Raw genomic sequence first — 23890 nt, forward strand, 5'->3', positions numbered from 1 at the left:
GGTTGAAAAGCACTGCGTTGGCAGCGGCTGTGTGCAAGGCATGACCTTGACGATCGTGCCGACGCTCGGCAAGGTAGTCAAAAGCGCTTTTTAAAGTAAGAAATCACTTTCTCGCCGTTTTGGCGACGTCGAGCCTGCGCAGGTGGCAGGTGACTTCCTCGCGGTCGTGGTAGAGCTGTTTGCAGCCGATGGCCACCCGTACCCCTCTCGCCTGAAAGCCTTCTTCGATGCGGTCGAGCAGTCGGCGCACTTCCGCGTAGCGCTGTTTCATTGGCAGTTTGAGGTTGACCACTGCTTCGCGGCACAGGCCTTCACCCAGCCAGGTTTCCAGCAGCGCCGCATTGCGGGCAGGCTTTTCGACGATGTCACAGACCATCCAGTCCACAGGGTGGCGAGGCTTGTAGGTGAAACCGTCAGCCATCAGATGCTGCACCAAGCCTGTGTCCATCAGGCTTTCTGCCATCGGTCCGTTATCGATGGCAGTCACCAGCATGCCCCGGCGCACCAGTTGATACGTCCAGCCACCCGGTGCAGCTCCGAGGTCCACGCCGGTCATATCACCGGAAAGACGCTCGTCCCACTGGTCTCTGGGAATGAAATGGTGCCACGCCTCTTCGAGCTTCAGGGTAGAACGGCTGGGTGCCTCGCGGGGGAATTTGAGGCGCGGGATGCCCATCGGCCACATTGCGGAGTTATCGGCCTCGGCCACACCTAGAAACACTTCACGACCACTCTTGAACGTCAGCAGCAGACGCGGCTTGCGCGGATCATCCACCAGCTTGCCAGCCTGAGTCAGAGCCTTGCGCAAAGGTGCCTCGAACTTCTTGCAGAAATTCGACAGTTCCTTGCCATCATTGGTATCCACCACCTCCAGCCACAGGCTGCCGCAGGTCGGGAACGCTGAAAGCTGCGCAAGAATCACACTGACGCGATCGGTCTCCGGCAAATCGAGGAACAGGCCACGAGCCCATTGCCGGGGAAAGATCAACTGATCGAAGCGCTGGCCGCTCATCAGCCGCTCGGCTCCATCCGCCTCGGTGCAGATGAATTCGGCGCAGGCCGTGTCAGGACGTGCCTTGGCATACCCGGCAACGTCCAGGCGCGCGGCGTGATCGGATATTTCCGAACAGACTTCGCCTTCAAAACCGGGTCTGCAATGCATAAACAGTGTATTCATGGGCTACTCCTGGGCAATGGGCACTCGGGCGTAACCCCGCAGACTTGAAAGCCGCGCATGATAGCCCAATCCAGGAACCACTGGTGCAGCCGAACAGTCCACAGAACCTGAAGCCTGATGCGGCGCTCCCGACCTGATGCACATGGAGCGCATTAAACGATGTTCGGAGAACATTCCTGAAAGGAGACATTCATGCCCTCCCTCGATAGCCTGAAAAGCCTTGCAACGCTCGAAATCGATAACAAGACCTACCACTACTTCAGCTTGCCGGAGGCGGCCCGATCGTTGGGCGATCTGGACAGGTTGCCCATGTCACTCAAGGTGCTGCTGGAAAACCTTCTGCGCTGGGAAGACAACAAGACGGTAACCGGCAATGACCTCAAAGCCATCGCCGACTGGCTGACCGAGCGCCGTTCGGACCGGGAAATTCAATACCGCCCTGCCCGCGTGCTGATGCAGGATTTCACCGGTGTACCGGCGGTAGTCGACCTGGCCGCCATGCGTGCTGCCGTGGCCAAGGCTGGCGGTGACCCACAGCGTATCAACCCGCTGTCCCCGGTAGACCTGGTGATCGACCACTCGGTGATGGTCGACAAGTTCGGCAACCCCGAGGCATTCGGCGAGAACGTCGATATCGAGATGCAGCGTAACGGTGAACGCTACGCGTTCCTGCGCTGGGGCCAGAGTGCCTTCGATAACTTCAGCGTAGTACCGCCCGGCACCGGCATTTGCCACCAGGTAAACCTTGAATACCTGGGTCGTACCGTATGGACCAAGGAAGAAGACGGCCGCACCTACGCGTTCCCCGACACGCTGGTCGGCACCGACTCGCACACCACAATGATCAATGGCCTGGGCGTGCTGGGCTGGGGCGTGGGCGGGATCGAAGCAGAGGCGGCGATGCTCGGCCAGCCGGTGTCGATGCTGATCCCGGAAGTCATCGGTTTCAGACTGACCGGCAAATTGAAAGAAGGCATCACCGCCACCGATCTGGTACTGACCGTAACCCAGATGCTGCGCAAGAAAGGCGTGGTGGGCAAGTTTGTCGAGTTCTACGGTGACGGGCTGGCTGATCTGCCGCTGGCAGACCGCGCGACCATTGCCAACATGGCACCGGAGTATGGCGCGACCTGTGGTTTCTTCCCGGTCGATGATGTGACACTTGACTACCTGCGTTTGTCCGGACGCCCCGACGCAACCGTCAAACTGGTCGAGGCTTACTGCAAGGCTCAGGGCTTGTGGCGTCTGGCAGGTCAGGAGCCGGTGTTCACCGACAGTCTGGAGCTGGACATGAGCACGGTGGAAGCCAGCCTTGCAGGCCCCAAACGCCCTCAGGATCGTGTCGCGTTGCCGAATGTATCCAAGGCATTCAGCGATTTCCTCGGTCTGCAGGTCAAGCCCGCCAAGGTCGATGAAGGTCGCCTTGAAAGCGAAGGCGGCGGCGGTGTCGCGGTGGGCAACGAAGCTCAGGTCAGCGGCGAAACCCAGTATGAACATAACGGCCAGACCCATCACCTGAAAGACGGTGCCGTGGTCATCGCGGCAATCACCTCCTGCACCAACACTTCCAACCCCAGCGTGATGATGGCCGCCGGGCTGGTGGCGAAAAAAGCTGTCGAAAAAGGCCTGCAGCGCAAGCCCTGGGTGAAAAGCTCGCTGGCACCCGGCTCGAAAGTCGTGACTGATTACTACAATGCAGCAGGCCTGACTCAATACCTCGACGCGCTGGGCTTCGATCTGGTGGGCTATGGTTGCACCACCTGCATCGGTAACTCCGGCCCGCTGCTGGAGCCTATCGAAAAAGCCATTCAGCAGTCCGACCTGACAGTCGCCTCCGTGCTGTCGGGCAACCGCAACTTCGAGGGCCGCGTCCATCCGCTGGTCAAGACCAACTGGCTGGCCTCACCGCCACTGGTGGTCGCCTACGCACTGGCAGGCTCGGTGCGCATCGACATCAGCAGCGAACCGCTGGGCGAAGGGTCGGATGGCAAACCGGTTTACCTGCGCGATATCTGGCCGAGCCAGCAGGAAATCGCCGACGCGGTGGCCAGCGTCAACACCGGCATGTTCCACAAGGAATACGCCGAAGTCTTCGCCGGTGACGAACAATGGCAGGCCATCGAAGTGCCGCAGGCGGCCACTTATGTCTGGCAGGATGACTCCACGTATATTCAGCACCCGCCATTCTTCGAAGACATCGGCGGTCCACTGCCGGTTATCGAAAACATCGAAAACGCGAGCATCCTCGCCTTACTGGGCGACTCGGTGACCACCGACCACATCTCGCCCGCCGGTAATATCAAGGTCGACAGCCCAGCAGGGCGCTACCTTCAGGAGAAAGGCGTCAAGTATCAGGACTTCAACTCCTACGGCTCACGCCGCGGCAACCATGAAGTGATGATGCGCGGGACCTTTGCCAACATCCGCATCCGCAATGAAATGCTCGGTGGCGAGGAAGGCGGCAATACAGTGCATGTGCCGTCCGGCGAGAAGCTGGCGATTTACGATGCTGCCATGCGCTATCAGAAGGAAGGCACCCCGCTGGTGATCATTGCCGGTCTGGAATACGGCACCGGCTCAAGCCGCGACTGGGCGGCCAAAGGCACCAACCTGCTGGGCGTCAAGGCGGTCATCGCCGAAAGCTTCGAACGGATACATCGCTCGAATCTGGTCGGTATGGGCGTACTGCCACTGCAGTTCAAGAACGGCCAGACCCGCAAGACCCTCGGCCTGACCGGCAAGGAAACCCTGAAAATCACCGGGCTGACCCACGCCGATGTGCAACCCGGCATGAGCCTGACCCTGCATATCGACCGCGAGGACGGCAGCAAGGAGACGGTCGATGTGCTGTGCCGCATTGATACGCTCAATGAAGTGGAATACTTCAAATCAGGGGGCATTCTGCATTACGTGTTGCGACAGCTGATCGCGTCCTGACAGGCAATGCCTGATACCCGGGAATGGAGCCTGTTCCCTGCGGAAGGGGGCAGGCTCGCGCATGAAGATTTGTATAAGCTCAAACCTGCTTCCCTGAACGTCGGATAGAATCCTCCGCGTCCAAAAGCAGGAAACATTTCATGACCACAAGGCACTGGCTGGTTCTCTGTCTTCTGAGCACCGGCTACGCGCTGGCGTTGTCCCATGGCAGTCTTGCGCCCTCCTCGGCTGCGAGTTTCGGCCTGTTGCTCGTTGCCTGGTTATGCGTCACTCGTTCGCCTCATCCTGCCATCCGTGTGTGCGGCCACGGGCTGTTCATCATGACCGGCCTGGCACTGGCACTGCATCTGGCACCCGGTTTCAATAACGCCAACGTTATCGAAGCGACCCGATTCACCGCCGACGCGGCGGTCTATTCCATGGACCTGAATCTGGACAAACCGCTGATCGGCCTCTGGCTGATACTCGCTTGCCCGTGGATTGTGCCAAAAGTCGACGTCGCCCATTCGCTGCAAACGGGCGTGCTGGCACTGATCGTGACGTCAGCGTTCTGCATGACGGCAGCCGTCGTCCTCAACGTTGTTGGCTGGACACCCAAATGGCCTGCTCAGGGCCTGATATGGCTGCTCAACAATCTGTTGCTGGTGACCCTGACCGAAGAGCTGTTTTTCCGCGCGTACCTGCAAGGTGGCCTGCAGCGCTTTTTCAACGGCTCAAGGTTTGCGACTGCGCTGTCGATCACCCTCGCTGCGAGCCTGTTCGGGCTGGCTCACGCGGGGGCCGGCGTTGAATGGATGCTGCTGGCGGGCGTTGCAGGCGCAGGTTATGGCATCGCGTTTCGTTTTGGCGGCCTGCAGGCTGCGGTCATCAGCCACTTTGGTTTGAATCTGGTGCATTTCGGCCTGTTCACCTACCCGATGCTGGCGCACTGAAGCTGACTCTATGGTCATTTGTGACGCACCGCTCAATTTATCGACACGCCAGCCGATAACACGCCATAGTCTTCCGGATCGAAGGATCGAAACCCCATGCGCAACAACCAGCCCATCACTCAACATGAGCGGACTTTTCCTGCCGAACAGCGACTGATTTCCACCACCGACACCCGAGGCACGATCACCTACTGCAACGATGCCTTCGTCGACATCAGTGGTTACAGCGAGGCGGAATTACTCGGTGCCGCGCACAACACCGTGCGCCATCCGGATGTGCCGCCTGCGGTTTTCGAGCACATGTGGACCACGCTCAAAGCCGGGCAGCCGTGGATGGGCATCGTCAAGAATCGCTGCAAGAACGGCGATCATTACTGGGTCAACGCCTATGTGACGCCGATGCTGGAAAACCGCAAAGTGGTGGGCTTCGAGTCGGTGCGCATCAAACCGACCGCCGAACAGATCCGCCGCGCCGAGGCGCTTTACGTCCGAATCAACAAGGGCAAGAGCGCCATACCGAACCGCGACAAGTGGCTGCCGATACTTCAAGACTGGCTGCCGTTCATTCTGGTCAGTCAATTGAGCTTCCTGATCGGCGTGTGGCTCAACTCGCAATGGGGCTTTGCCTTGGCGGCGGCGTTGTCTGTGCCGCTGGGGCTGCTTGGGCTGTCCTGGCAACAGCGTGGCACCAAACGTCTGTTGCGCCTGGCCGAACAGACCACCTCTGACCCGTTGATCGCACAGATGTATACCGACAGCCGAGGCCCGCAGGCGCGTCTGGAAATGTCGATCCTCAGCCAGGAGGCGCGTCTGAAAACCTGCCTGACGCGTTTGCAGGACACTGCCGAACACTTGACCAGCCAGGCGCGTCAATCCAATTCGCTGGCCAATGCCAGTTCGACCGGACTGGAGCGCCAGCGCGTGGAAACCGAGCAGGTTGCTGCCGCTATCAATCAGATGGCCGCGACAACTCAGGAAGTCGCCAGCCACGTTAATCGTGCAGCCGACGCCACCCAGCAGGCCAACGAATTGACTCGTCGCGGCCGCGACATCGCCGGTGAGACCCGCGAAGCCATTCAGCGTCTGTCCACCTCGGTAGGCGAAACGGGCCTGACCGTGACACGGCTGGCCAAGGACAGTGATGAAATAGGCGGTGTCGTCGATGTGATCAAAGGCATCGCCGATCAGACCAATCTGCTGGCGCTCAACGCCGCAATCGAAGCGGCGCGCGCCGGCGAGATGGGCCGCGGCTTTGCGGTCGTGGCGGATGAAGTGCGCCAGTTGGCGCAGCGAACCGCAGAGTCCACAGGGCAGATTCATGGGCTGATTGCCAAGCTGCAGCAGACCGCCAACGATGCAGTACAGACCATGGACGCAGGTCGCCGTCAGGCAGAGGAAGGCGTAGCCAGGGTACTGGAGGCGGATCAGGCGCTGGTGGGCATCAGCGAGGCGGTCGCCAACATCACCGACATGACCACCCAGATCGCCACCGCCACTGAAGAGCAAAGCGCCGTGGCCGAGGAGATCAACCGCAACATTGCCACCATCGCCAGCCTGGCTGACCAGACATCGGACGAAGCCCAACGCTCGGCCGTGTTGAGTGGCGAACTGACCGATACGGCCAACTCGCAGTATTCGCTGGTGGAACGGTTTAATCGCTGAGGTTTGAAGCTGTTTGCCAAGCCTCGACAAACTTCGGTTGGTCGGGGCTTTTTTCCGGGCTGTTACAAATGCACCGTCAGTTGTCTTTCATCAAGTCGATAGGGAATACCCCCTGAAGACCTGGCAAAACTTTTCGTTTATACCGGCCACAGCAGCAAAGTACTATTACCCGCTGGAGGCGGGCAATGCACGCACTTATCAGTTAAAAACAAGTTAATACGTTAATTACTTATTACCCTTTACGGTCTCTGTGTGCGATCCAAGTGAACATGTTCAGTGGCATGCCCTGTGGTGTCTAACCAGAATCTCCGTCACATGGATGAGGTTAGCCGCTGACAAACCTGCCCCCTGCAGATTTTTTTCGACGTAGCCTTGCTGCTGGAGCCTGGACAGCGATCAGACCACGATCAATTGTGAGTTCACTGAATGCACAAGCAATACATCGCGGCTCCTGTACTCTGCGGTGCTTCCATTGCAGACAAAGCACGGCAACCTACATTTCTGCCCACAACCTTGACGGTTTCGCACGCTAACATGTGCGAGACCCTAATGATAAAGTTGAGTGAATAATCCTACGCATAAGTGGGAATTTAGCCAAAACACACTTTTTTACCTCTTGTAAGATTTATCTGTAGTTAATGTCCTACAGGTTTTCGATTCGAAAAATGTCTCAAAAAAAACACCCGCCGTCGATCACCCCCTTTATTTACAGGATCCTCAACACTAATAACCACTCATTTATTACACACATGATACCAAATGTAACCGCATAGTCTTACACAACCTGGACACGTCTTTGGAGTGCGCAGCCCCCTTGACCTGAACACTTATGTGCCTTGTAATATTTCCGCTGCCGACAACGGCCGGCACACATATAACAACTCAACTTAACGTCAATAAAAGAGTTTACGATGGATAAAGAACAATCCACGGATGTAGCGGCGCGCACCCAAAAAGAAAAAAACAATCCCGACAGCGCGAGCACTGTTCAAGAAGCCCCACCCCACGAGAGCCTCTACCGACACGCGAGCCCCCTCCACCTTCCATCCGACATTTCCAACACGCTGAAAGCACCTGTGCTGCCTAACATCGACCCTGATTCCATCAGTCACGAACAGGCACATGCGGGCATTACCATCCATATCCCCGGCTCAGTCAAAATGTGCTGGGGTGACGAAATCCATTTTTATTGGGGAAAAAACCTGTCATCGACAACGCTTTTCCATCGGGTAGGCGAAAACAGCGTGGTACGAGTGCTGTGCATTTCCTACAACTTCACGCCCTATATTCAGTACGGTCTGGTTGATCTGTATTACGAGCTTTATCGTGATCAACGGCTGATCGGTACATCGCCAGTGTTACGGGTGAACGTCAACTACTCAGCGCCCATCTCGTCCCGACAGAAGCAGCGCAAACGCAGGTTTACCGATCAGTAACTGAAAAGCCCCCGGTGATCGCTCACCGGGGGCTCTGATGTTGCTCAGGCATCGGCCCTGGAGATCAGAATGCCAGGCGTAGCCCCACATTCGCTCCCCAGGGTTGTTCGATATGCCGACCTTTCATGTAGTCGACGTCTGCGTGCAGTTTCAAGCGCTCGGACAGCGACACCGATACCCCGGCCCCCAGCTCGCCACGCGAACCGAACAGGCTGTTGTCGAATTTCACATCGTTGGCCTTCACTTCGTTACGGCGCGAAAACTCCTGCGCAACAGCGACACGTACATAAGGTTGCAGCGCCCCTCCGTCCTTGAGTGCAACCGTACGCCCCAGCGAGGTACCGACCTTGCCCAGGACCGACCGGGTTCGTTCATTCTTCGCGTTCATGCCGTTGTCCAGACGCAACTCCTGTCCCTGCACGACAACGCTGGATAACTGAGCGAACGGTTCGAGAAAGTAATCGTCCGCCAGTTTGATGTGGCGGCCGAACTCTACCCAGCCCCCTACTCCATTGTTGGTGTAGTCACCTTTGGCCTTGCTTGCATCGCTCATGGCTACATCTGCCTTATTGCGAAAACGGTTGAGTTTGAGCACGCCGTCAACGTAATAGCCATCATCCGACAGCCAGGTGGCATAACCGCCTGCATAGTAGCTGTCGACTTTACCCGTAGTACCAAGGCTCAGATCGATATCGGACGTGCTGTACCCCCCCAGCACACCCACCACCAACTGGCCATTGCTGACCTCGACTGGCGCATCGACACCCAGCGACAGACCACTTTGCTTCTGCCGATAGTCGACACCCTCACTGGTCGTGGCATTGACCCTGTTGCCATAGGCGCGCATCCAGCCGCCCGCCTTGCCGCTTGCGCGTACCTCGCCCATGCGCGAGCGCAGGGTCGAAAGCTCACTCATCCAGATAGCAGGTGCCGCGCTGTAAAGAGCAAGAGCGCTCTGGGTCGAGGGGCTTATGACCTTGTCTTTGCCGACGATGAACCAGTCATTGCCCTGCTGCTCCAGCAGATACGAATAGGCGCCCAGGTCGACCCGCCCGCCCAGCAGGCTGAACTGCGCGTCGCCACCTTCGGTATGCACCACCTTGAGCGGCTGCATATCAGCCGATACAACCTCAACCCCCGTGTTACGCACCTGCAGACCGAATTGCCCGCTGGCCTTGCCGTTAACGTCGATGAGGTCTCCGACGCCGTTGTCCAGGTCCATGCGCAAACCGAACGTGCCAGACCCTGACAACTCGTTCAGAGAAAGTGTATGAAACCCTTCGCCAGCAAACGCCACACTGCCACCCTGCAGGGCGAGCGACCTGACGGCATTATCACCCTGCATCTGCCATTGACTGCCAGAGGCAATCGCCAGCGAATTGCCATTGACGATGTCGCCATTCAATTGCGCGCCGTTTTGCAGCGTGATGTTCAGGGTGCTGGTGTCATCGGCGACGAGGTTGCCATTGAGGGTGCTGTTGTCGACGTTGAAGTTGGCAGTACTGTGATCTTCGACCTCAAGCAGATTGCCATTTCCGGACCACAGCTCGGAATGGTTTTGCACATCGATATCTGCCTCCATGTCGAACCATACACGATGATTGACTTTGATAGCCGCACCACTCAATCCCTCGACAATAGAGTCATCGATAAGCGTGTAAGATTCGTTTCCCTTCAGACTTTCGTCCGAGCCTCCGCCATCCGATCCGTCAGTAATGTTGAGGCCATTCAGGTCACCCACAACATGACTACGCTGGGTAATAAAAACGTCTCCCCCCGAAGAAAGAATCCCCTGACCTCTTCCACGTTGCGATGCGAACCCATGCAGCTCCGTGTTAGCAAGGTACAGCTCGCCCCACAGCCCTACCGCAATACCTACTTCCAATCCCGACACACTGCTCGAAAAAACAGAGGCTTCAGAGCCCGGGTTATCGGAGCCTTTGACTCCACCCAGAGAGATACCGAAACCTGAGTCATTCTTTACCACGGCGTTATGAAGAGTCGACACACTGTTGCTAAGGTGCAGACCATTCTCCACCGTTCCGGATTCGATAGTAACGGTGGACTGAGTCGCGTAGACCGTGCTGGTCCTTCCGCCATTAATATTAAGAATGCCGTCGTTGCTCACGATGTAAGAATCGAAAGGCGTATCAGGCCCCACCGTCACTGCATCGCCGTTTACCGGTACAGCCTTGAGCACGTCCCCATTAGGCAGGATGACCGATACTTTTTCTTCCCCCTCATACCCGGCATTGACCCGACTTTGAGCATCTGCCAGAACCTGCGCAGTGGCCAGAACTCCAGCAGCCAGAACAGAAAGCTGCAAAACACAGCCGCTAAGTTTTCTTGCGTTACTTTCTCTATAAGACACCGTCCATCTCCTCGACTATTGAGCCCGAGAACTTATCGTATCCAAGTCATAAAAACCCAACCTCTCCAATACTAGAACTGTAGGAGCCTTCCCAAATAGCTATAAAACAATTCCTACAGACATAAACCTAAAACCATCTAACAAGAAACATTATCTGCCCAGATAAAAAAACCACTTATCACACTATTGACAGCACACAGAAAACGCTATTACTTAAAAACGTGACTGAGAAAGCGAAGCCCACCGTTAGCAACCAAACTAACAGCACCCCGCTTTAAAAAGACAAGTAGGAAAGCCCCTACAAAATTTCTTCACTACAAAAGGATTTACCCATGAAAAGCCTTCAGGAAAACAACCTGCTGAAACCCGTTATCATCCCGAAGAATCGATACACAGGCTCGAAAGCCCCACTGGATGCGCCTGATGTGGCTGTCGCGTTTCATGACGAGGACACGCCAGGCCTGATTCCTGTCAACGCATTAAGCGAGCCTTTGCCAGTCAGCCTGAAAGTATGGCAAGCCGCGCTTCCTGACTATACGTATCGACTGGTCTTTGACGCTGAAAAGGTGGGTCCGGAGAAGCTGATCCTCCCCTCACACACTCCGGGAGATCCCTTGAGTCTTGAAGTGCCAACGAACCTGTTATCTGAAGGATTCCATGACATTGCCTATGCGATTAAAAATCCGATAAACCAAGTAGAGGAACGATCGGATCCGTTCCGGATTCGGATCGACAAAACACCACCGGGTGCGCCTGAGCTTGCAGCAATACAGTTTCCAGCCGAGATTCAAAACGGTCTGACTGCCGCCGAGCTCGAACAGTTAGGTGGACAGCTGGTCGTCCAGATTGCTGGCTACACCGGCATGGCAAAACACGACCTTATTCAGACACGGTGGGGCGATATCCTGGGACCAAACGCCGTCGTCAACGAAAATGACATGGGACTGGACAAGGTGGTAGTCACCTTTACACGCGAATTCCTGGAGTCCCTGGGGCCGGACGAAAAACAGGTCTGCTACAAGGTAGTTGATCGTGCAGGCAACACCTCGATTCTCTCGAATACCGTTGCTGTGAAATTGAGGCTCCAGGAGCTGCCCTCTGACTACCCGGCGCCTATCGTCGACCCGGCGGTGGGCGACGTGGTGGATTATAGTGAGGCGCGGCCGGGGGTATTAGTCGACATTCCGCATTACCAGGGCGCAACGGCACTTGATAACCTCCAGCTGTTCTGGGGCAACAATAACCCTCTGGCGCCTGTCGTACTGCCCCCTGGCGAGGAAGATGAGACCGTCGTCCTGACGTTGAGAGTGCCCTTTGAGGCGATCAACAAGCTTCCCCAAGGCCGTGTATCAATCCACTATGAAGTCTTCCGTAACGGAGAGCCTGTAGGTACATCGCTAACGACTGACATCGACGTATTTACATCACTGCCTGTCGAGGAACCGCTCAACCGTCTGACGGTTCAGGGAACAAGCGTACAGAACCCAAACACTGAAGATAACTTTATTGATGAGGATGATTACGAACTGAATGGCCGAGGCGTGGTGAACTGGAACCCTGGCTTTCGGGTAAATGATGATTTGAATCTTTACTGGGGGGATCAGGTAAAGGTGCAGTGGCATCAGATCAACTCGGCGGACGTGGCCAATCAGCAAGATCTGGTCATTCCGATTGATAATGAACTTATACAGCTTCAAGGGACCGGTGCGGCCATCCCCGTCTACTTTACCGTCTCGCGAACAGGCAACCCCAATCCGGTCAAAAGCCCGATTCAGCCTGTCACAGCAAGATCCAAAGAGGACCAGCCTGGCGGTCAGGACGGACTGGAGGGACCCACATTCAACCTGACGCCAAATGGTGTTTTAGGTCCGAATGAAAACCCCGATGGCGCAGACGTAAAAATCCTGCCCTACCTGAACATGGTCGTGGGCCAGAAAATAACATTTACCTTCACCGGTTTTGACCCGTCGAATAACCCTATTGAAGCGGCCACTTATAGTGCCACAAGGACCGTCGACGAAGTTGATGTGCTGGACGGTCATGTATTCACAGTGCCTTACTTCAACACCCGGGTGATCTGTACAGGCTTCGCAGAAGCCCGCTTTACCGTCAGCCCCATTGAGGGCAGTAACCAGAGCCCGGCGAGTTCTACAACTACTCGTGTGCCGGTTTTAATGCTCAAGCCTTCCGACGTGACCTGCTTATCGCGCTGATTCGATGCGGGTCTCTGTGGCCCGCGTTTCCCCTTATAAAGAGAACACAAAAATGCCTCGCTCGAACGCTCATATAAACACACAACCACTGGACGCCCCTCGTGTACCAGCAGCACTGTTTAATGGACTGCTGCCCGTGACCTGTTTGAATCAGCCTGTCCAGGTAACGCTTAGCGTATGGCCAGGCGCGCGCCCTGGTTATACCTATCAACTTTACTTTGACGGAACACTTGTTGAGCCAAAGAAAGTCACACTGGTGAGCCACACGCCTGGGGATCCCCTACGCCTGGAAATCCCGCAACAACTATTAAGGGAAGGTAGCCATTCAGTCGCTTACGCTATTGAAAACCCTGGAAACATGGTGACTGAGTTTTCTGAGAGTACCCTCATATCCGTGGACATTACCGCTCCTGGAGCGCCAGTCCTCGCCCCCCTCATTTTCCCCAAGCAAACCCTGAACGGCCTTACAGCCGAAGAACTGGAAAGCATGGGTGATGTGCTGACGGGTACGGTTGCCGGTTACAACGGGATGGAGGAGGGAGACGTCATCCGTACCTACTGGAACAAAATACCAGGCCCGATGGCGGTGGTCAGCAAAGACGATATGGGCCTTAAACGAACCATGGTCGACTTCGACAGACCGTTTCTGGAACGGATCGGCGACATTGAGGTGCCGGTTTCTTATACCGTTGCGGACCTCGCGGGGAATGTGTCCATGCCCTCGGAGCCTGTGGAGGTGAAGCTTCAGCTCATGCGTGCGGTGCCCCTCCCCTTACCCACTGTAAAAGAAGCTGGCCACACCACCACCCTGGACCCGGACAACGCCCGAGCAGGTGCAACCGTGGTAATCGAGGCCACCGCCCAGTTGAAAGTCGGCGACCAGGTGACGGTGCAGTGGCGAGGGCCCAAAGGCAGTGACACCCAGAAAAGAACCGTGACAGCCGCGCAATCCGGCAAGACGCTGGAGATACTGTTTGCCGCCGCTCTGGTCACGGCGAACGCCGGGCACAAGGTCGACATCTCTTATGTCGTCGATCGCGTCAACGGTCTGGTCCAGGCATCCGGCATATTGGCCTTGAAGATTCTTGACCGGCGGCCCGAGCTGGTGCTGGATACTTCGCCGGTGACGCTGGCGGGCAAGCTTTATCTACTTCCGGGCTCGCCGGATCTGCTGCCGAATTTCCCGGCCGACACGACCGTTCAACGCCGGGCCAGTGGCGGGCATGCGCCTTATCAGTACACCTCGAGTAACCCGGCGGTAGCCAAGGTAGACGGTCATGGCCTGACCTCGGTTCGAGGCAAAGGCACGGCCATCATTACTGCTACCGATTCACTGGGTGCGAGCAAACGTTACACGGTCACCGTTACCGGCGTCATCCACTGCATCGGACTGGGCAGCGGCAGCTTTTCTCAGGTCAGCAAGGCAGCGGGCAACAATGGCACGAGGATTCCGACCATCCACGAACTGGTGGAGATCTACACCCTGTACGGCAACCGCTGGCCGATGGGCAATGGCAACTACTGGTCGTCCACCGTCTCAAGCGCCGGCATTGGCGGATGGAACTGGTACTACGTGAAAAATATGGTTTCAGGCGGAAATTTCAAATTGAAGAGTCACAACTCAAGCCTGGGCGTTGGTATCAAATGATCGACTGCTGAACATTCAGTGATTATCCGGCAGGGCGTTGCTCAAAGACGTAACGCCCTGTTGCTTCATCAAGCGCTTTCCTGAGTCAGACCATGCACCATACGACCTCTTCAGCCAGACGCTGCGCTCGCCCGGCAGCATGCGCAAGCAGGTTTGCAGCCAGCATCAACAGGCAGTCTTTCAAAACCTTGTCGCTGACCGGCAGACTGACGCTACGACCGGAACCCGGAAACGCAACTGCCCGATGGGTATGGAAGGTGATTGTCGACGGCAAGGTGGGCAACAGCCGAACCACCATCGGATTGTTTCTGGACGGCGACCTTGAGTCCGGCGAGCACGATCTGATCGACCATCCGCAGATCAACGTGATCTACAACGAAACGCTGCACAGGAAAAACACCCTCTATCACTCGGCGCATTTTCAAGGCGGTACACTGACCCTGCTCGAAGCCAATCCCTGCACCCTGCGGATCAGAGGCGTGTTCGGCTTCAGCATGTCATCGATAAACCTTGAGGTGACTGACGGTGCTTTCGACGTTTACTGCCGGTGACTCATACGCGCAGGAACCCGGCAATCTCCCTCGCGGAGTCAGCCAGACATTGCTCATGGCTGACGCCCGCGATCTTCAGTGGTTTGAGGTCGTGGTTGGCAGTCGGCACCCAGTGCAGGCGGATGGCAGTGGACAACGTATACCCCTCCACCGCCTCGCGGTCACCCAGCGCATCGCGTTCGCCCTGAACGATCAGAGTGGCGGTCTTCAGATCCGCCAGATGAGCCACCCGCGGCTTTTCAGGTTTGCCCACGGCGTAAAACGGATACCCCAGACACACCAGCGCACTCACCTCGAGCTCATCAGCAATCAGGCTGGCCATCCGCCCACCCATTGATTTGCCGCCGACCGCCAGAGGCCCGGCAAGGTGATGACGTACACAGGCGAAGACGTCTCTCCAGCATGCCAGTAATTGAGCCTGTGGATTGGGTGGGCGCTTGCTGCCGCCCTGGCGCCGCTGAGCCATATAAGGAAACTCGAAACGCAGAACGCTGATGCCCTGCGCCGCCAGATCAGTGGCCATGCGGTTCATGAAATCGCTGTCCATCGGTGCGCCCGCACCGTGCGCCAGCAACAGTGTGGGCACATCCAGCCCGCTTGCGGGACGGGCGGGCGTCCATAACCAGCCTCTTTCACCGATCAGTTGCAGCCATTGATCGTTGCCGATACCGGGCTGTAGGCCTTTGCTCATGTCTGCCTCGTTCAGGTGCGTCTCGGCCCGCCACTATAACCGCGAATCGTGCCCGAATCGTACACGCAGAGCGGATGCCGACATCGGCGAGCTCTCTTCAACGGACAGCAACCATTCAGGTGTGTCCAGGTAATCTGTGAAAGTGCGCAACGTAAACGTACCGAGGCGATGAGCGCCCCAAACCTGACACCGCCGGGCGGTTTCATTGACGGCACTGGCCTCGCACAATGGCAACAAACCGCTGGGTCGGTCGCCAGAGTCATATGCCTGCTCAGGCCAATTTGCTGGGCAATGACAAGTGTTACTGCCGACAACATACGTGACAGTCTTTGCGCGAGTCCTGATCAACTCGTCCGTACGCGAAGGTCGCCACCGCTGTGTTCCAGTCCAGCGGCGATGAGTGAACTCCGCACCCTGCAACGGGGTGCGGAATACCTGCCGATCAGCAGCTCGTTGCTACGGCTTCCCACACCCTTCTTTCAAAGCTAAACTCGCCGACAGGCGTCTGTTGCAACCTTTTGACGCTCGTCTACATGCCTGTCTGTTCCTGCCCCTGTCTTTTCGGTGTGCTTCGATGCCATTTTCAGCGATGCATCGCCTGAGCCCGATTACGTCTGCGGTAACCCTCTGAATCGTGGAAGTCTGTAATGAGCACAACAACCAGCCCGACGGCCTACAACTACACAGTGGTGCGCCAGTTTGCCATCATGACCGTGGTCTGGGGTGTGATCGGCATGAGCCTGGGAGTTTTCATCGCTTCACAATTGGTCTGGCCGGGGCTGAACCTGGAGCTTGAATGGACCACCTTCGGACGTCTGCGACCACTGCATACCAATCTGGTGATTTTCGCCTTCGGTGGCTGCGCGCTGTTCGCCACCTCTTATTACGTGGTGCAGCGCACGTGCCAGACACGGCTCATTTCGGATGGTCTGGCAGCCTTTACGTTCTGGGGCTGGCAAGCCGTGATTGTCGGTGCCATCGTGACGTTGCCGATGGGCTACACCACCACCAAGGAATATGCCGAACTTGAATGGCCGGTGGCGATTCTGCTGGCAATCGTCTGGGCCGCCTACGCAGCGGTATTTTTCGGCACCATTGTCAAACGCCGTACCCGGCATATCTACGTGGCCAACTGGTTTTACGGTGCGTTCATCGTCGTGACCGGGATGCTGCACATCGTCAACCATATCTCGTTGCCGGTCAGCCTGTTCAAATCCTATTCAGCCTACGCCGGTGCAACCGACGCCATGATCCAGTGGTGGTACGGGCATAACGCGGTAGGGTTTTTCCTGACCACCGGTTTCCTAGGAATGATGTATTACTTCGTGCCCAAGCAGGCTGAACGCCCGGTGTATTCCTATCGCCTGTCCATCGTGCATTTCTGGGCGTTGATCACCCTGTACATCTGGGCCGGCCCGCACCACCTGCACTACACCGCACTGCCAGACTGGGCGCAGTCGCTGGGCATGGTAATGTCGATCATTCTGCTGGTGCCCAGCTGGGGCGGCATGATCAACGGCATGATGACGCTGTCGGGCGCGTGGCATAAATTGCGAACCGATTCGATTCTGCGCTTTCTTGTGGTGGCACTGGCGTTCTATGGCATGTCGACGTTCGAAGGACCGATGATGGCGATCAAGACCGTCAACTCGCTGTCGCATTACACGGACTGGACCATTGGCCATGTGCACGCCGGGGCACTGGGCTGGGTGGCGATGATCACCATCGGCTCGGTCTACCACATGATCCCCAAACTTTACGCTCGCCCACAGATGCACAGCGTCGGCCTGATCAACTCGCATTTCTGGCTCGCGACCGTCGGCACCGTGCTGTACATCACCTCAATGTGGGTCAACGGCATCACTCAGGGCCTGATGTGGCGCGCGGTAAATGACGACGGCACGCTCACTTACTCTTTCATCGAGACCATGCAGGCCAGCCATATGGGCTACATCGTGCGGGTGATCGGCGGTGTCATCTTCACCAGCGGCATGCTGCTGATGGCCTACAACGTGTGGCGCACCGTGCGCTCCTCGGACCCGCAAGCAGCGCAAGCCGCTGCGCGCATCGCCGTCGCGGGAGCGCATTGATGAAACACGATGTGCTGGAAAAGAATATCGGTCTGCTGGCCTTTTTCATGGTGATTGCCGTGAGCATCGGCGGGCTGACTCAGATCGTCCCGCTGTTCTTTCAGGATGTGACCAATCAACCAATCGAGGGCATGAAGCCGCGCAGCGCGCTGGAAGTCGAAGGCCGCGATGTGTTCATTGCCAACGGTTGCGTGGGTTGCCACTCGCAGATGATCCGCCCGTTACGCGCCGAAACCGAGCGCTACGGGCATTACTCGGTCGCAGGCGAAAGTGTCTGGGATCACCCGTTTCTGTGGGGCTCGAAACGCACCGGGCCGGACCTTGCGCGGATCGGCGGTCGCTACTCGGATGAGTGGCACCGTGTGCACCTGAACAACCCGCGCGACCTGGTCCCTGCCTCGATCATGCCGGCCTATCCGTTTCTGGCCGGCAAACACATCGACAGCACGCAGACAGCGAAAAAGCTGCAAGTGCTGCGCACCCTTGGCACGCCGTACAGCGACGCCGATATTGCCGGCGCAGCGGCGGCCGTGCAGGGCAAAACCGAAATGGACGCGCTGGTGGCCTACCTGCAAGGCCTCGGCACCCTTATCAAGAGCAAGCGGTGATCAGCATGGACATCGGAATGATTCGGGGTCTCGGCACACTGGTCGTCATGGTCGCGTTCATCGGCCTGATGCTGTGGGTGTTCAGCCCTGCACGCAAGGCCTACTTTGACGACGCGACCCTGCTGCCGTTCGCAGATGACCCCGAGGCCATCGGCACGGTCGAGCAGGCCAAGGCCGAGCGAGAAAATCGATCATGAGTACGTTCTGGAGCCTGTACGTTACCCTCCTGACGCTGGGCACAATCATCGCCATGCTCTGGCTGCTGCTGTCCACCCGCAAGGGCCAGCGCGGGGAGCCGACCGACGAAAAAGTCGACCACTCGTTCGACGGCATCGAGGAGTACGACAATCCGCTGCCCAGGTGGTGGTTCCTGCTGTTCATAGCCACCATTATTTTCGCGCTGGCTTACCTGCTGCTGTATCCGGGCCTGGGCAATTGGCAGGGCTTGCTGCCGGGTTATGAATACCGGGACAAGGGCAGCCAGACGCAATTCTCGGATGGTCAGCAGGGCTGGAGCAGTGTTCACGAGTGGGAGCGGGAAGTCGCAAACGCCGAAGCCCGTTACGGACCGCTGTTTGCCCGGTACGCCGCCATGCCCGTCGAGGAAGTGGCCAAAGACCCGCAGGCACTGAAAATCGGCGCGCGCCTGTTCGCGTCCAACTGCTCGGTCTGCCACGGCTCCGACGCCAAAGGTGCCTACGGTTTTCCCAACCTGACCGACGCGGATTGGCGCTGGGGCGGCGATGCTCAGGCAATCAAGACGTCGATCATGGCCGGGCGCATGGGCGTGATGCCGGCGCTGGGCGGCGTGCTTGGCGAGCAGGGCGTTCGCGATGTGGCGGCTTACGTACTGACACAGCTGGACGCGCGCCAGCTACCGCAGGATGCCCAGGCTGACCCGATGGCAGGACAGAAGACCTTCGCCAGTCTGTGCGTCGCCTGTCATGGGCCAGAGGGAAAAGGTATGCCACTCCTCGGCGCGCCGGACCTGACCCACCCGAATGCGTTTATCTACGGCTCTAGCTTCGCCCAACTGCAACAGACCATTCGCGAGGGCCGTCAGGGCCAGATGCCCGCTCAGCAAGCGTTGCAGGGCAATGACCGGGTTCACATTCTGGCAGCGTATGTCTACAGTCTGTCCCGACAGGAGAAACCGGCAGAGCCCAAGTGATCTGACTCGGCCGGCTCGCGTACCTTGTGTTGTAACAGTGGCAAGAACCGCCACGACTGCCACTGCCTTTACCTTAAGGTTTGGGACCGCACCTCATCCGCATGCCGTTTAAAGCCGTATCGTCGCCTTTGCCCTGATTGTCTTCAACGCGAGTTTCAAAGCCAATAGCAACCATCCCTGCGGGACAAACGAAGGTTTTTCGCTACGTACCATAACCTGTGTCGTAGGGTGCAGCTATGTACTGCCCACCTTCACAGACGAGCCTGGCAGAGGCCACCGCCGTGTCGTCTCCGTCCCCATGACCGCCCTCCATTTTCAATTGAAACCCGACCACTGGCTTGAATGAAGGACAATTGACAGTCTCATACCAGTCCCCCCAAAGCCCCTCCTTACTCTTTAACGCCTTACCCGTGCTGCAATTCATATTGATTGCGTTGACCGCTGTATTGTCTCCATTAATCCATTTTTCCGCCCTGACCTTAAAACCTCTTATGTAAGTTGACGGGTTACAAAATTCCGTGCCCCCCCAGGTCCCCCAATGTCCGGAATTGTCATATTCATCGACGGAAGGAACAACAGTGGAAAGTTTGAGAGGCAATGCACCCAGATACTGAGCGGTTTGAGGATTGTTGTTCTTGACAAGCCAGGTCTGAAAAAACTTGCCATTCTCATCAATATCAACAATAAGGAACGTCTCTTCAGTGGCCGAACCGCTTAGAAAAACAGGCACCCCCTCATAAGGGCTGGGGTAGGCTCCAGCCTGAGCATGAAAGTGACCAGCAAAAATAGCTGACACATCGTAGACCTTTAGTAACTTGCGGAACTGATCGAGTATGTACTGCGTGCGCGGGTTAGGCGAATACGTCCACCCAGCCGGATCATGCATGCCGATAATGACAAATTTCTTCTGCTGTACTGCATTCTTCAGCACATTCTCCAGCCAACCATTTTCGACAGGTGACTGGATATCGAACTCATACTTTGAACTGTGCAGCGGCACGCCCGCGGAATAAAACCACTGAACATAAGAAGGGTCAAGATTCAACTGAATATACCGCACCCTGCCAAAATCTTTATAGTACGCAAAGCTTCCTGAATACTTCTTTGTCGCAGGCAAACCTCCGCCATAATCTAAACTGTAATCCATATTATTACCGCCCATACGACCTATGAGGTCGTTCATACTGTCTCTGGCGCAGCCGTCGTTTTGGCATTCACCCACATTGTTACTATAATCGTGATTACCCAACCCGAAATACCAATTGGTCGACAATGCCGAACTCAGTGCTCCATAAAGAAACTCCCTTTGCCAACCGTGACCAAAAGCCGTCATATCACCATTGATGATGACTGGATTGTTGGCGACCCCTCCCATAGCACCTGCACGCCATTTTTGTATCGCATTATATTGGTTTCTAACAAGGTCTTCATTACTGGCCGCGTTAACCGAGGAGCGGGGCTGCAGTGGAACGTCCTGCGATTGCGGGTGCAGCAAAGCGCCGAGACTGTCCTCTGCGTTTTTTTCATCCTTTGACCAAGGGTATTGGGGGTCAGAAGCAAATATAATATGCCTTATTATGCCCTTAGGCTCGACCCCGCCAGCGCTCGCTACAGCGTTTTCATTTTCCACATCATTAGCGCACCCGGACATCAACAACAATGTGCTGAACAACGCACAAAGAAAAATCCTGTGGTTAGACATGTCAAAATCCTCACGAAGACTAAGATCCCAGAACCAAAACGCGCTCAGAGAACGTTAGTCAGAGCATTTCGGCTGCACTCATTATTACCAATACCTGCTGAAACTCTACTATCAGACCTGATAGGTCGGCTATTAGATACCGACGGCAGTTCTTTGCGTGACAGGCGGCACGACGTTTAATAAGTAGGCCAGTCATAGGCACTGCTAATTACTCCACGCCTACGCGACCGGCTTCGGGTAATAAATTTCGCACCTCCTGCAACCTGAAAGGCCAAAGGAAGCTGGCGACGCGCACTGACGCGCATCCGGATAAGCGCTGCAGACGCGGTAGTCAGCAAAACCAACCCCTCTGCTGCGTCAGAAACCATCAGAGTCAGGTGGATTTTTATCACCGGGATACCGGGCAAGCAGGAGGCGGTAGTAATTTGCGTCACTGCACATATTGTAGTTACATCTCTACAAGCCTAGAATTATTCATTATGACGACGATGTGTCTGCCCATTCCGGAGGTCGCTTTCATGACAACAACCCTCTCAAGCCGCGAATTCAATCAGGACACCAGCGGGGCTAAAAAGGCTGCGAATGAAGGCCCGGTTTTCATTACCGACCGAGGCCGCCCTGCCCATGTGCTGCTGTCGATCGAGGCGTACCTGCAACTGACCGGCAGCGCAGCAAGCATCGCCGACATGCTGATAATGCCCACTGACATCGATATCGAGTTCGAGCCTCAGCGCGCAGTGATTACTCCGCGACAGGTCGATCTGTCCTGATGTTCCTGCTAGACACCAACGTGGTGTCCGAACTCAGAAAACACGATGCCGATGCGAACGTGCTCCGTTGGTCGCGAACCCAGATGGCATCCAGCCTGTTCATCTCGTCCATCACGATTCTTGAACTCGAAACAGGTATCCTGCGTATCGAACACCGTGACCCGACCCAAGGCGCAGCATTGCGAATGTGGCTAGACCAGCATGTATTGAAAGCGTTCGCCGGGCGTATTCTGCCAGTCGACACTCAGGTCGCAAGGCGCTGCGCTCAACTGCACGTTCCTGAACCACGCAGCGAATCCGATGCGTTGATCGCCGCTACTGCACTGGTGCATGGCATGACCGTGGTCACACGCAACACAACCGACTTTCAGTCGTGCGGGATCGCACTGCTCAATCCCTGGGTCAGCCAGTCGAATGAAGAATCGGCCCTTTATTCACGTGCATCACGTTGAACGCGATCATGATTCTGCCTGACCTGTGTCGGCCGGGACCAGTCCACCGCCGCTGGACTCATCAATGACCAACCAGATCCCGGTACACGACATCACCCCGGCATCCGAAAAGAGCGGCGAGTTCATCGATCTCTACGCCTCGCGCGAGAAAATTTATACCCGCGCGTTCAAAGGCCTGTTTCGAAATGTGCGCAGGGTGGGCGGCGCGTTACTGCTGCTCATCTTTTTTGGCACGGTCTGGCTGAATCAAGGCGGGCATCAGGCCGTCTGGTGGAACATCCCGGAGCGCAAGTTCTACATCTTCGGTGCGACATTCTGGCCGCAGGATTTCATCCTCTTGTCCGGCATTCTGATCGTCGCAGCGTTCGGGCTGTTCTTCATTACGGTCTATGCCGGACGGGTCTGGTGTGGCTATACCTGCCCGCAGAGTGTCTGGACCTGGATATTCATGTGGTGCGAGAAAGTCACCGAGGGCGACCGGCACCAGCGCATCAGGCTCGACCATGCACCGACAAGCGCTGGCAAACTGGCGCGCAAGTTCGCCAAGCACGGCCTGTGGCTGCTGATCGGGTTTGCCACAGGCATGACCTTCGTAGGTTACTTCTCTCCCATTCGCGACCTGTGCGTTGACCTGTTCACAGGCGAGGCGGACGGCTGGGCATATTTCTGGGTCGGCTTTTTCACCCTGGCCACTTACCTCAATGCAGGCTGGCTGCGCGAACAGGTGTGTATCTATATGTGCCCCTACGCGCGGTTCCAGAGCGTAATGTTCGACAAGGATACGCTGATCATCTCCTATGACCCGAATCGTGGCGAAACCCGCGGGCCGCGGAAAAAGGAAGCCGATCATCAGGCTCAGGGGCTGGGGGACTGCATCGACTGCACACTGTGCGTACAGGTCTGCCCGACCGGCATCGACATTCGTGACGGGCTGCAGGTCGAATGCATTGGCTGCGCCGCCTGCGTCGATGCCTGCAATACGGTCATGGACAGGATGGATTACCCTCGCGGCCTGATTCGCTACACCACCGAGCACAACCTGTCCGGGCAACGCACCCGCAGACTGCGTCCGCGCCTGATCGGTTACGCGCTGGTCCTGCTGCTGATGATTGCGCTGTTGAGCGCGGCCTTCTGCATGCGCACGCTGGCAGGTCTGGAGGTCAGCAAAGACCGCATACTGTTCCGGGAAAACGCCGAAGGCCGGATCGAAAACGTCTACAGCCTGAAAGTGATGAACAAGGACCAGGTGGATCACATCTATACGCTGGATGCCAGCGGTCTGCCCGATCTCGAATTGCAAGGCCAGCGGGAAATCAGGGTCCCGGCAGGCGAGATCGTCAGCCTGCCGGCAGGGTTGTCCAGCGCGCCGGAAAAACTGCCAGCGCAGAGCAACGAGGTAATCTTTACCCTCAAGGACACCGACAGCGACACGCGCGTCGACACCAAAAGCCGCTTCATCGGCCCACCCATTCGTTAAGA

The 23890-nt window shown here is 56.8% G+C and carries 18 protein-coding genes and 1 pseudogene; 14 read left to right on the plus strand and 5 right to left on the minus strand.

Annotated elements, in window-relative coordinates:
- Nucleotides 1–103: 103 nt before the first annotated feature.
- A complete protein-coding gene (gene rlmM, locus ALO80_RS19970) occupies nucleotides 104–1177 on the minus strand; it encodes a 23S rRNA (cytidine(2498)-2'-O)-methyltransferase RlmM (RefSeq protein ID WP_054985629.1) in 1074 nt (357 codons plus the stop codon).
- 192 nt (nucleotides 1178–1369) lie between these two features.
- Here rlmM and acnA point away from each other — a divergent pair, with 192 nt between their 5' ends.
- The 4 genes from acnA to ALO80_RS19990 all read left to right on the plus strand — a co-directional run bounded on the left by acnA (nucleotide 1370) and on the right by ALO80_RS19990 (nucleotide 8144).
- Complete coding sequence (gene acnA / locus ALO80_RS19975; RefSeq protein ID WP_054985628.1) at nucleotides 1370–4114, plus strand: aconitate hydratase AcnA; 2745 nt, start codon at nucleotides 1370–1372, stop codon at nucleotides 4112–4114.
- A gap of 140 nt (nucleotides 4115–4254) precedes the next feature.
- Nucleotides 4255–5046, plus strand: coding sequence for a CPBP family intramembrane glutamic endopeptidase (locus ALO80_RS19980; RefSeq protein ID WP_055010260.1), 792 nt, complete (start codon nucleotides 4255–4257; stop codon nucleotides 5044–5046).
- 96 nt (nucleotides 5047–5142) lie between these two features.
- Nucleotides 5143–6708 carry a methyl-accepting chemotaxis protein gene (locus tag ALO80_RS19985; RefSeq protein WP_055010261.1) on the plus strand — a complete coding sequence of 522 codons (1566 nt, stop codon included), beginning with the start codon at nucleotides 5143–5145 and terminating at the stop codon, nucleotides 6706–6708.
- A 911-nt stretch (nucleotides 6709–7619) separates the two neighbouring features.
- Nucleotides 7620–8144 carry a hypothetical protein gene (locus ALO80_RS19990; protein WP_055006959.1) on the plus strand — a complete coding sequence of 175 codons (525 nt, stop codon included), beginning with the start codon at nucleotides 7620–7622 and terminating at the stop codon, nucleotides 8142–8144.
- A gap of 64 nt (nucleotides 8145–8208) precedes the next feature.
- Here the strand turns inward: ALO80_RS19990 and ALO80_RS19995 are convergent, their stop codons facing one another.
- Nucleotides 8209–10104 (minus strand): autotransporter outer membrane beta-barrel domain-containing protein, encoded by a 1896-nt coding sequence (locus ALO80_RS19995; protein WP_408003286.1) that lies wholly within the window; start codon nucleotides 10102–10104, stop codon nucleotides 8209–8211.
- Nucleotides 10105–10847: 743 nt separating this feature from the next.
- On the opposite strand from ALO80_RS19995, the gene ALO80_RS20000 reads away from it, so the two are divergent.
- The 3 genes from ALO80_RS20000 (at nucleotide 10848) to ALO80_RS20010 (ending at nucleotide 14927) form a co-directional block, all read left to right on the plus strand.
- A complete protein-coding gene (locus tag ALO80_RS20000) occupies nucleotides 10848–12728 on the plus strand; it encodes a hypothetical protein (RefSeq protein WP_055010262.1) in 1881 nt (626 codons plus the stop codon).
- 52 nt (nucleotides 12729–12780) lie between these two features.
- Nucleotides 12781–14376: a hypothetical protein gene (locus ALO80_RS20005; RefSeq protein WP_055010263.1), complete on the plus strand. Its 1596-nt coding sequence runs from the start codon at nucleotides 12781–12783 to the stop codon at nucleotides 14374–14376.
- Between the two features lie 92 nt (nucleotides 14377–14468).
- The gene (locus ALO80_RS20010; RefSeq protein WP_054985622.1) at nucleotides 14469–14927 is read left to right on the plus strand and encodes a hypothetical protein; all 459 of its coding nucleotides are present in this window, start codon (nucleotides 14469–14471) and stop codon (nucleotides 14925–14927) included.
- A gap of 1 nt (nucleotide 14928) precedes the next feature.
- Here the strand turns inward: ALO80_RS20010 and ALO80_RS20015 are convergent, their stop codons facing one another.
- Nucleotides 14929–15618, minus strand: coding sequence for an alpha/beta family hydrolase (locus tag ALO80_RS20015; protein ID WP_054985621.1), 690 nt, complete (start codon nucleotides 15616–15618; stop codon nucleotides 14929–14931).
- 647 nt (nucleotides 15619–16265) lie between these two features.
- Here ALO80_RS20015 and ccoN point away from each other — a divergent pair.
- Genes ccoN through ccoP form a run of 4 tightly spaced genes read left to right on the plus strand, consistent with a single transcriptional unit; the run spans nucleotide 16266 to nucleotide 19487 of the window.
- The gene (gene ccoN, locus ALO80_RS20020) at nucleotides 16266–17708 is read left to right on the plus strand and encodes a cytochrome-c oxidase, cbb3-type subunit I (protein ID WP_055010264.1); all 1443 of its coding nucleotides are present in this window, start codon (nucleotides 16266–16268) and stop codon (nucleotides 17706–17708) included.
- Nucleotides 17708–18316 (plus strand): cytochrome-c oxidase, cbb3-type subunit II, encoded by a 609-nt coding sequence (gene ccoO / locus ALO80_RS20025; protein ID WP_024667473.1) that lies wholly within the window; start codon nucleotides 17708–17710, stop codon nucleotides 18314–18316. Before ccoN ends, ccoO begins: the two co-directional genes overlap by 1 nt.
- A gap of 5 nt (nucleotides 18317–18321) precedes the next feature.
- Nucleotides 18322–18513 (plus strand): CcoQ/FixQ family Cbb3-type cytochrome c oxidase assembly chaperone, encoded by a 192-nt coding sequence (locus ALO80_RS20030; protein ID WP_055010277.1) that lies wholly within the window; start codon nucleotides 18322–18324, stop codon nucleotides 18511–18513.
- Nucleotides 18510–19487, plus strand: a complete 978-nt coding sequence (gene ccoP, locus ALO80_RS20035; protein ID WP_055010265.1) for a cytochrome-c oxidase, cbb3-type subunit III — start codon at nucleotides 18510–18512, stop codon at nucleotides 19485–19487. The genes ALO80_RS20030 and ccoP overlap by 4 nt, the downstream gene beginning before the upstream one ends.
- A gap of 73 nt (nucleotides 19488–19560) precedes the next feature.
- Here ccoP and ALO80_RS32095 read toward each other — a convergent pair.
- A pseudogene (locus ALO80_RS32095) lies at nucleotides 19561–19665 on the minus strand (hypothetical protein); the annotation flags it as partial.
- Between the two features lie 24 nt (nucleotides 19666–19689).
- On the minus strand, nucleotides 19690–21189 hold the full coding sequence (locus tag ALO80_RS20040) for a metallophosphoesterase (RefSeq protein ID WP_235812501.1): 1500 nt from the start codon (nucleotides 21187–21189) through the stop codon (nucleotides 19690–19692).
- 518 nt (nucleotides 21190–21707) lie between these two features.
- Here ALO80_RS20040 and ALO80_RS20045 point away from each other — a divergent pair.
- From ALO80_RS20045 to ccoG, 3 genes are all read left to right on the plus strand, one after another.
- Nucleotides 21708–21959 carry a type II toxin-antitoxin system prevent-host-death family antitoxin gene (locus ALO80_RS20045; protein ID WP_055010266.1) on the plus strand — a complete coding sequence of 84 codons (252 nt, stop codon included), beginning with the start codon at nucleotides 21708–21710 and terminating at the stop codon, nucleotides 21957–21959.
- Entirely contained in the window at nucleotides 21959–22411 is a 453-nt protein-coding gene (locus ALO80_RS20050; RefSeq protein WP_055010267.1) for a type II toxin-antitoxin system VapC family toxin, read from the plus strand. The genes ALO80_RS20045 and ALO80_RS20050 overlap by 1 nt, the downstream gene beginning before the upstream one ends.
- A 64-nt stretch (nucleotides 22412–22475) precedes the next feature.
- Nucleotides 22476–23888 (plus strand): cytochrome c oxidase accessory protein CcoG, encoded by a 1413-nt coding sequence (ccoG, locus tag ALO80_RS20055; RefSeq protein ID WP_055010268.1) that lies wholly within the window; start codon nucleotides 22476–22478, stop codon nucleotides 23886–23888.
- Nucleotides 23889–23890 lie beyond the last annotated feature (2 nt).

Origin of the sequence: Pseudomonas caricapapayae, from assembly GCF_001400735.1 — a bacterium.
GTDB classification, from domain to species: Bacteria; Pseudomonadota; Gammaproteobacteria; order Pseudomonadales; family Pseudomonadaceae; genus Aquipseudomonas; species Aquipseudomonas caricapapayae.